Annotated in this window: 10 protein-coding genes; 4 read left to right on the top strand and 6 right to left on the bottom strand. The window is 73.2% G+C overall.

The genetic code is table 11. The features are described from left to right. Positions 1 to 36 precede the first annotated feature (36 nt). The 4 genes from argF to argH are packed head-to-tail and all read left to right on the top strand — an operon-like array spanning position 37 to position 4,179. The gene (gene argF, locus E1193_RS27180) at positions 37 to 990 is read left to right on the top strand and encodes an ornithine carbamoyltransferase (protein WP_132186026.1); all 954 of its coding nucleotides are present in this window, start codon (positions 37 to 39) and stop codon (positions 988 to 990) included. After that, a complete protein-coding gene (locus tag E1193_RS27175) occupies positions 987 to 1,499 on the top strand; it encodes an arginine repressor (RefSeq protein ID WP_132186025.1) in 513 nt (170 codons plus the stop codon). Before argF ends, E1193_RS27175 begins: the two co-directional genes overlap by 4 nt. Then, positions 1,496 to 2,701 (top strand): argininosuccinate synthase, encoded by a 1,206-nt coding sequence (locus E1193_RS27170; RefSeq protein WP_132186024.1) that lies wholly within the window; start codon positions 1,496 to 1,498, stop codon positions 2,699 to 2,701. The genes E1193_RS27175 and E1193_RS27170 overlap by 4 nt, the downstream gene beginning before the upstream one ends. Positions 2,702 to 2,715: 14 nt before the next feature. Continuing rightward, complete coding sequence (gene argH, locus E1193_RS27165; RefSeq protein WP_132186028.1) at positions 2,716 to 4,179, top strand: argininosuccinate lyase; 1,464 nt, start codon at positions 2,716 to 2,718, stop codon at positions 4,177 to 4,179. Positions 4,180 to 4,231: 52 nt separating this feature from the next. On the opposite strand, the gene E1193_RS27160 is transcribed toward argH, so the two are convergent. The 6 genes from E1193_RS27160 to E1193_RS27135 form a co-directional block, all read right to left on the bottom strand. After that, positions 4,232 to 6,430, bottom strand: a complete 2,199-nt coding sequence (locus E1193_RS27160; protein ID WP_132186023.1) for an MMPL family transporter — start codon at positions 6,428 to 6,430, stop codon at positions 4,232 to 4,234. 110 nt (positions 6,431 to 6,540) lie between these two features. After that, positions 6,541 to 6,810: a hypothetical protein gene (locus E1193_RS27155; protein ID WP_207922885.1), complete on the bottom strand. Its 270-nt coding sequence runs from the start codon at positions 6,808 to 6,810 to the stop codon at positions 6,541 to 6,543. Then, on the bottom strand, positions 6,797 to 7,156 hold the full coding sequence (locus tag E1193_RS27150) for a helix-turn-helix domain-containing protein (protein WP_132186022.1): 360 nt from the start codon (positions 7,154 to 7,156) through the stop codon (positions 6,797 to 6,799). The genes E1193_RS27155 and E1193_RS27150 overlap by 14 nt, the downstream gene beginning before the upstream one ends. Positions 7,157 to 7,245: 89 nt before the next feature. Then, positions 7,246 to 7,596, bottom strand: coding sequence for an MmcQ/YjbR family DNA-binding protein (locus E1193_RS27145; protein ID WP_132186021.1), 351 nt, complete (start codon positions 7,594 to 7,596; stop codon positions 7,246 to 7,248). A 60-nt stretch (positions 7,597 to 7,656) separates the two neighbouring features. Further along, complete coding sequence (locus tag E1193_RS27140) at positions 7,657 to 8,061, bottom strand: DNA-binding protein (protein WP_132186020.1); 405 nt, start codon at positions 8,059 to 8,061, stop codon at positions 7,657 to 7,659. A 31-nt stretch (positions 8,062 to 8,092) separates the two neighbouring features. Beyond that, positions 8,093 to 9,200 (bottom strand): acyltransferase family protein (locus E1193_RS27135; RefSeq protein WP_243707927.1); only part of this gene is annotated, 1,108 nt, incomplete at its 5' end.

Here is a 9,200-nt window from a genome sequence, read left to right as displayed (position 1 = left end):
CCCCGCCGCCGCGCCCACCACCTCGGAGGTCAGCGCATGATCCGGCACTTCCTGCGGGACGACGATCTCACCCCGGTCGAGCAGTCGTCCGTGCTCGACATCGCCGCGCGGATGAAGGCCGACCGGTTCGCGTTCCAGCCGCTCGCCGGGCCGCGCTCGGTGGCCGTGCTGTTCGACAAGCAGAGCCTGCGCACCCGGTTCTCCTTCGACGTGGGCATCGCCGAGTTGGGCGGTCACCCGCTGGTGGTGGACACCCAGGTCACCCACTTCGGCCGGGGCGAGACCCTCGGTGACGCCGGTCGGGTGCTGTCCCGCTACGTCGCCGCGATCGTGTTGCGCACCCACGGCGACGACCGGATCGCCGAGGTCGCCGCGCACGCCACGGTGCCGGTCGTCAACGCCCTCACCGACACCTACCACCCCTGCCAGCTCCTGGCCGACCTGCTCACCGTCCGGGAGCGGTTCGGCGGCACCGCCGGGCGGACCCTGACGTACCTGGGAGACGCGGCGAACAACATGTCGCACTCGTACCTGCTGGCCGGGGCGATGGCCGGGATGCACGTCCGGGTCGCCGGGCCGGCCGGGTTCCAGCCCGAGCCGGACGTGGTCGCCCGTGCCGAGAAGATCGCCGCCAGCACCGGCGGCAGCGTCCGGGTGCTCGTCGACCCGGTGGCGGCGGTCCGCGGCGCGCACGTCGTCGCCACCGACACCTGGACCTCGATGGGCCAGGAGGCCGACGGGCTGGACCGGATCACCCCGTTCCTGCCGTACCAGGTCAACGAGGCGCTCCTCGGCCACGCCGGGCCGGACGTGATGGTGCTGCACTGCCTGCCCGCGCACCGGGGCGAGGAGATCACCGACGAGGTGCTCGACGGCCCGCGCAGCGCCGTGTTCGACCAGGCGGAGAACCGCCTGCACGCCCAGAAGGCGGTGCTGACGTTCCTGCTGGAGGCGTCCGGGAGCGCGACCCGGGAGGCGACGGTCTCGTGACCGCCCCGCTGACCCGCGCCGCCCGGCACGCCCGCATCGTCGAGCTGATCCGCGACAAGGCGGTCCGCTCGCAGACCGAGCTGGCCGACCTGCTCGCCGCTGACGGCATCCAGGTCACCCAGGCCACCCTGTCGCGGGATCTGAAGGAGCTGGGCGCGGTCACCGCCCGAGGCGGCGACGGGCGGGCCGTGTACGTCATTCCCGAGGACGGCCACCGGCCGCTGCGCGACGCCGAGGCGGCCCCCGCCCGGCTGGTGCGGCTGCTGCACGAGCTGCTCAACGGGGTCGACTCCAGCGGCAACATCGCCGTGCTGCGCACCCCGCCGGGCGCAGCCCAGTACCTGGCCAGCGCGTTGGACCGAGCGGGCCTGCCCGAGGTCGTCGGCACCATCGCCGGCGACGACACCATCCTCGTCGTGGCCCGCGAGGCCGACGGCGGGGCCGCGCTCGGCGACCAGCTCGCCGGCTGGGCCCGCCGGGAAGAGAACGTTGAAGGGAGCACCCCATGACCGAGCGGGTCGTCCTGGCGTACTCCGGGGGTCTAGACACCTCCGTCGCCATTCCCTACCTGGCCGAGCAGACCGGCGCCGAGGTGATCGCGGTCGCGGTCGACGTCGGGCAGGGCGGCGAGGACCTCGACGCCATCCGGCAGCGTGCCCTGGACTGCGGCGCGGTCGAGTCCGAGCTGGTCGACGCGCGCGACGAGTTCGCCGCCGACTACTGCCTGCCGGCCATCCGGGCCAACGCCCTCTACATGGACCGGTACCCGCTGGTCTCCGCGCTGTCCCGGCCGCTGATCGTCAGGCACCTGGTGGCCGCTGCCCGCAAGCACGGCGGCACCATCGTGTCGCACGGCTGCACCGGCAAGGGCAACGACCAGGTCCGCTTCGAGGTCGGCCTGGGTGCGCTCGCCCCCGACCTGAAGATCGTCGCCCCGGCCCGGGACTTCGCCTGGACCCGGGACAAGGCCATCGCCTTCGCCGAGGAGAAGGGCCTGCCGATCGACGTGTCGGCCAAGTCGCCGTACTCGATCGACCAGAACCTGTGGGGCCGCGCCGTGGAGACGGGCTTCCTGGAGGACATCTGGAACGCCCCCATCGAGGACCTGTACTCGTACACCGCCGACCCGGCCGAGCCGCGCGACGCCGACGAGGTCGTCATCACCTTCGACGCCGGGGTGCCGGTCGCCATCGACGGTGAGACGGTCACCCCGTACCAGGCGATCCTGGAGCTGAACCGTCGGGCCGGCGCGCAGGGCGTCGGCCGGCTCGACATGGTCGAGGACCGGCTCGTCGGCATCAAGAGCCGAGAGGTGTACGAGGCTCCCGGCGCGATCGCACTGATCACCGCGCACCAGGAGGTGGAGGCGGTCACCGTCGAGCGGGACCTGGCGCGGTTCAAGAAGAGCGTCGACCAGCGGTGGGGTGAGCTGGTCTACGACGGCCTGTGGTTCTCGCCGTTGAAGAACAGCCTGGACGCCTTCATCGACGACGCCCAGCGTCAGGTGTCCGGCGAGGTGCGGCTGACCCTGCACGGTGGCCGGGCCACCGTGACCGGTCGGCGCTCCGAGGCGAGCCTCTACGACTTCGGCATGGCCACCTACGACACCGGTGACACCTTCGACCAGTCGCTCGCCAAGGGTTTCGTGCAGCTGTGGGGCCTGCCCAGCAAGATGGCCGCCGCCCGGGACGCCCGGTTGGGCGGCTCCTGATCGTGACGACCAGAATGGGTGGCGTGGACGACAAGAGCCTGACCGAGAACAGCGCCGCCACCAACCGGACGAGTCTGTGGGGCGGCCGGTTCGCCGGCGGCCCCGCCGAGGCCCTGGCGCGGCTGTCGGTGAGCGTGCAGTTCGACTGGCGTCTCGCCCCGTACGACATCGCCGGCTCCCGGGCGCACGCCCGGGTGCTGGCGGGCGCGGGCCTGCTCGACCCGGGGGAACTGGGGCGCATCCTGGCGGCGCTGGACGACCTGGAGGCGGCCTGCGCCTCCGGGCAGTTCCGCCCGACGATCGACGACGAGGACGTGCACACCGCCCTGGAACGCGGCCTGCTGGAGCGGCTCGGCAGCCTCGGCGGCAAGCTGCGTGCCGGCCGGTCCCGCAACGACCAGGTCGCCACCGACCTGCGGCTCTACCTGCGTGACCACGCCCGGGGGGTGGCCGCCCGGCTGGTCGAGCTGGCCGAGGCCCTGGTGGAGCAGGCGGAGCGGCACGTGGAGACGGCCGCGCCCGGCATGACCCACCTGCAACACGCCCAGCCGGTCACCTTCGGGCACTGGCTGCTGGCCCACGTGCAGCCGCTGCTGCGCGACCTGGAGCGGCTGCGCGACTGGGACCACCGGGCCGCGATCAGTCCTCTCGGGGCGGGCGCGCTCGCCGGTTCGGGCCTGCCGCTGGACCCGGTGGCGGTCTCCAAGGAGCTGGGTTTCCGAACCTCCTTCGCGAACTCGATGGACGCCGTGGCCGACCGGGACTTCGTCGCCGAGTTCCTCTTCGTCACCGCGATGATCGGGGTGCACCTGTCCCGCCTCGGCGAGGAGGTGGTGCTCTGGACGTCGCAGGAGTTCGGCTGGGTCGAGCTGGACGACGCCTTCGCCACCGGCTCGTCGATCATGCCGCAGAAGAAGAACGCGGACGTCGCCGAGTTGGCCCGGGGCAAGTCCGGCCGCCTGGTCGGCGGGCTGGTGAGCGTGCTCACCATGCTCAAGGGTCTGCCCCTGACGTATGACCGGGACATGCAGGAGGACAAGGAACCGGCCTTCGACGCGGTCGACACCCTGGAGTTGCTGCTGCCCGCCCTCGCCGGGATGATCTCCACGATGACGGTCCGGGTGGACCGGCTCGTCGCCGCCGCGCCGGTCGGCTACTCCCTCGCCACCGAGGTTGCCGACTGGCTGGTCCGCCGGAACGTGCCGTTCCGTGACGCGCACGAGATCACCGGGAGGCTGGTGGCGCTCTGCGTGGCCCGGGACTGCGCGCTCGACGAGGTCTCCGACGACGACCTGGCCGCGGTCAGCGGGCACCTCGACCCGAGCGTGCGGGACGTGCTGTCGGTCCGCTCGGCGCTGGCCGCCCGGACCACTCCCGGCTCCACCGGCCCCGGCCCGGTCGCCGACCAGCTCGCCACGGCGGCAGACAAGCTGGCCGGCTGGCGGGAGTGGGCCGCGGAGCGCGTCGTTCCCCGCTGAGGCCGTGACGGCCGGTCGCGGCGCGCGGGGCATCCCGCGCGCCGCGTCGCCGTCAGGGCCGGCGTGGCCCCCAGGCCCGTTCGCCGCAGAGCGCCAGCGCCGCCGGCAGCAGCACGCCGCGCACCAGCGTGGCGTCCACGAGTACGGCCACCGCCATGCCGAGGCCGAGCATCTTGTACTCCACCGCGCTGAGCGTCACGAACACCGCGAAGACGACGACCATGATCGTCGCCGCGCTGGTGACCACTCCCGCGCTGCGCCCGACGCCCTCGATGATCGCCGGCCCCGGGGCGGTGCCGGCCGCCCACCGTTCCCGGATCCGGCTGAGGACGAACAGGTGGTAGTCCATGCTGAGTCCGAACAGTAGGACGAACATGAACAGCGGCAGCCAGCCGACCACCCCGCCGTACGAAGTGAAGTGCAGCGCGCCGGCGAGGTGGCCGTCCTGGAACGCCCAGGTGAGCACCCCGTACGCGGCGCCGATCGACAGCAGGTTCAGCGCGATCGACACGAGCGGCACCGCCAGGCTGCGGAACATCACCGTGAGCAGGACGAAGGCCAGCAGCAGTACAGCCCCGACGACCAGGGGCGCCCGGCTGGTCATCCGCTCGGTGAAGTCGTGGGCGAACGCGGTGCGGCCCATGACCGCGTGGCCCACCCCGTCGACCTGGCCCAACGTCGCCGGCAGCACGTCGCCGCGTAGCGCCGCCAACGCCCGCTCCGATGCCGCGTCGGTGCCCGAGCCGGCCAGCGGCACCCGGACCACCAGCACCCGGTCGACGGCGGTGACGGTGACCGGCCCGTCGAGTCCGTCGCCGTCGACGGTGATCCAATCCCGCAGCGCCGCCACGGCGGCCTCGACGTCGGCCCGACCGGCGACCGGAAACCCGTCCCGGCTCCACACCACCACCCGGGCCGGGGCGGCGGCGCCCGGGAATTCCTGCTGCATCCGCACCGCCGCGTCCACGGTGGGCACGCTGCGCGGCAGGCTGTCGGTCACGGCGGCGTCCTGCGCATGCATCCGCAGGGCGGGCAGCGCCAGGACGACGAGCAGCAGGGTGCCCGCCGCGCCCCAGAGCAGCGGCCGCCGCGTCACGGCGCCGGCGACGGCCGCCCAGAACCGGGACGGGGCGGCCGCGGTGCGCCGCCGGCCGAGCCACGGGACGCGGAGCCGGTCCACCCGGTCGCCGAGGGCGGCCAGCATCGCCGGCAGGACGGTCACCGAGGCGAGCATCGCCACGCCGACGACGAGGACCGTGCCGACGGCCACGCCCCGGAACGCCTCGATCCCGGTGAGCAGCAGCCCGCTCAGGCAGAGCATGACGGTGAGGCCGGAGGCCACCACGACCCGGCCGGAGGTGCCGGCGGTGATTGCCAGGGCGGTCGGCACGTCGTACCCGGCGGCCCGTTCCTCCCGCTGGCGGCGCAGGTAGAACAGGCAGTAGTCCACGCCCACCGCCATGCCGATCAGCAGCACCATCGGCGCGGTCACGCTGTTGATCGGCAGCCAGTGGTCGATCACCTGGAGCAGACTCAGCGTGGCGAGCACGGCGGTCAGCGTCAGCAGCAGCGGCACCGCCGCCGCGACGAGGGAGCCGAAGACCACCAGCAGGATCAGCAGGGTCAGCGGCAGCGACAGGTGGTGGGCGAGTGCGAAGTCGCCCTTGACGCCCTGGTCGACGGCGAGGGAGAGGCTGCGGTCGCCGGCCTGGGCGAGGCGGACCTGCGGGTGCCGCCCGCCGACCTCGGCGACGGCGGCGGTGGCCGCAGCCCACCGGGTCCGGCGCTGGTCGAGGTCGCCGTCGACCTCGAAGGTGACCAGCACCGACCGCGCGTCGGCGGAGATCCGGTCGGCCTGGTCGGCGGCGTACGGGTCGTGGACGACGAGGCCGCCGGCCGGCAGCGCCCGCAGCGTCGCGGTCAGGTCGGCGACCGCGTCCCGCAGCAGGGGGTCGGCCGTCGCCGGTGGCCCGTCGGGGGCGAGCCGCTGCACCAGCACGTTCTCCTGGATCGGCTCGTACCCGCGCTGGGCCTCCAGGGCGTGGCGGGCCCGGCCGGCCTCGCCGGGGTCCGTGGCGGGGGCCCGCTCGCCGGTGATCAGCACGCCGGCGAGGACGGCGGCTGCGACCAGCGCCAACCAGCCGGTGATCGCCAGGGTGCGGTGCCGCACCGACCAGGCGACCAGGCGTTCGGTCAGCGGCCGTGTACGGGGTGGGGGTCGGTGCGTGGGCGATTTGCGTTCGCGCAGCATGAACTGCTGTCCTTTCCCTGGATGGGTGTCGCGCGTGGGAACTCGCCGTCGGCGAGGTGATGCTCGTCCCGCCGGGTCGTCGAGTTGCAGCTCGACGACCCGGCACCTGACTACTCGACGTCCTTGAGGACCCGCTCCACGGAGGTCATCCGGCCCTCGACCTCGGTGAGGCGACCGCTGATCGCGGCGAGTTGCCGGGACATGTCCTCCTGGATACGCGCCGACCGTTCGGCCAGCGCCCGGTACTCCTGGTCGCGGGCCACCTGCGCGCGGGCCCGCCAGGTCGGCGCGATCCGGGCCACGGCCGCGACCACGATGACCGTGGTCAGGGTGAAGATGCCGATCGCCCCGACGATCTCCGCCAGTTCATGTCCGTCCATCGCGTTCGCCTTCCTGTCGGTCCCTGTCCTCGGTGTCGGTGCTGAGCGTGCCGGCCGCGTCCGCGATGGCGTCCGGCGTCAACCGGTACGCGAATGGCCGGACCTCGTAGAACTTCATGGCCTTGCCGTCGGGGGAGAGTTCGAGCTGGGCCGAGACCAGCCCGGCGGCTTCGAGCTTGCGCAGGTGCAACTGGAGCAGCGCCCGGCTGATGCCCAGGTCGCGGGCGAGCCGGCTGACGTAGGTGCGCTCCCGGCTGAGGGCGGCGATCACCCGCAGTCGGTGCGGATTCGCCAGCGTCGCCAACACCGTGAGCAGTTCGTCACCGGTCGGCCCGGACGCGCTCATAGCGAAAACCTGCACATGCCAAGAAAATCTAGCAGGTGTGGGCGCATGCCGCCGTCCCCTGGCGACGGATCAGGGATCTCTCGGGGTCGTCAGGCGGGGCGTTCGCGTTTCGGCAACTTCGCCACCACCGCCTCGTACGAGGCGTCGACCGCCTCGAGCAACTCGTCGTCGCCGATGCCGCCGTCGAGTCGCAGCGTGTTCCAGCCGTATCGGCCGAGGTAGGGGGCCACTGCCGCGTCGGCCGGGTGCCGGTGCAGCCACTCGTCGGCCAGCACCCGGTCGGGGGCGCACTTCACCCACACCCGCGGCGGATCGTCCGGGGCGCCGAGGAACGCGAAGATCCGGCTGCCCACCTTGGCGACCTCGGTCTCCTCCCAGGGGCGGGCCAGCCAGGCCGCCGGCAGACTCAGGCAGTACGCCACCATCTCGTCGCGGGTCATCGCGTCCTCCCCTCCCGGTCCGGCCCCAGTCTGACAGGACCGAGTGGTGGCGCCGACCGGTCAGACGGTGCGGGCGGCGAGGCGTTCGTACCGCTGCTTGGCAGCCTGCGCGCTGCCCAGTCCGAGGCCGAACGCGATCGCCTGCCAGGTGAGCCCGCGGGCGCGGGCCAGGGACAGCAACCCTGCCTCCAGGGTGTCCATCTCCGCGCGCAGGTGCGGCAGCAGGGTCAGCGCGGCGGTGAGGTCGTCGCCGTCGACCGGTTCCTCGCCGGGCTCCAGCTCGGCGCCGCCCGCCGCGAGGGCGGTGACGACGGCGACGGCCTCCCATGGGTCGGCCACGTACGGGTTGGTGTGGCGGCGTCGGCGCGCGTCGGTGCCGGCGTGCCGCTCGGTGAGCCGGTGCAGGGCGGCGTAGGTGCGCGCGGCCCGGGCCTGGGCTGCGTCGGGGACGGTGAACTGCTCCATCCTCCTATCAGACGCCATCAACGATGCATTGTCAACGTCTCATTGAAAGCCGGTGGATGGCGAACCAGCGGCCGGCCCGGCTGACCAGGGCCGCGTACCCGATGCCCAGCGCCAGCGACGCCACCAGGGCGACCAGCGGCAGGTCGCGTAGGTGCGGGTAGACCTGCCAGTGGGTCAGGTAGATGTAGAGCGAGCTGCCGGCGAGGATGCTCGCCACCCGGTTCACCGATCCGAGGCTCGGCACGGTCGGCAGCCAGATCAGCAGCGCGAATCCCGCCACGATCAGCGCCTCCCGGCCAGGCTGGCCGAAGAAGCCCGGCACGGTCGCCACCGCCGCGGCGGTCACCAGCAGCCGCTGCCGCACCCCACCGGCGCGGGCGGCGGCCCAGCCCAGCGCGAAGAGCCAGAACGCCACGGGCGCGGTGGGCAGGTCGTACCGGGCGTCGAGGCCGAACACGTCGTAGCGGCTGAGCAGCCCCAGCCCGGCGAGGGTCATCGGCAGGGTGAACGGGTGCCGGCGCTCCCACCGGTCCACCCCGGGCACGGCCAGCAGCGCGGCCACCCCGAGCAGGATGTAGACCAAGGCCTCGATGAACCAGAAGTGCCACTCGGTGCGGGCGTCGTCCGGGCCGACCAGACTGTGCGCCAGGAACAGGGTGCTCAGCCGGTACTGGTCGGTGACCACCAGCATCGCCGCGATCCACGCCACGGTGGGCAGCACGATCCGGATCAGCCCGGCACGCACCTGCCGCAGGCGGCCGGTCCGGGTCGCGTCGGTGAGCTGGAACCGGGCGAAGTTGAACCCGGCCACCCCGAGCAGCAGATGCGCCCCACCGGTGAGGGTGAACAGCGGGATGTGCGAGCCGACGATGAGCACGATGGCGATCGCGCGCAGCGCGACGCTGGTCTCCAACGCCCGGCGGCGGCGGGGGCGGCCGGCCCTCGGCGCGGGGAGCTCGCCGATCGGCACAGTGTGCCAGCTCGGCGGGAGCTGACCGAGCACCTGCTCCAGGCGGATCGACATCTCGACGTACGACAGGGAGTCGCCCCCGAGGTCGACGAAGCTGTGTGCCGGGGTGACGTCGGTGCGGTCGAGCACCTCGGCGTAGAGCCGGCACAGGTCTTCCCCGGGGGCGGCG

The organism is Micromonospora sp. KC606 (assembly GCF_004348675.1).
In the GTDB taxonomy this organism is placed as follows: domain Bacteria; phylum Actinomycetota; class Actinomycetes; order Mycobacteriales; family Micromonosporaceae; genus Micromonospora.
Note: the sequence above shows the minus strand (reverse complement) of the source record. Positions and strands in the feature narration are given on the sequence as shown.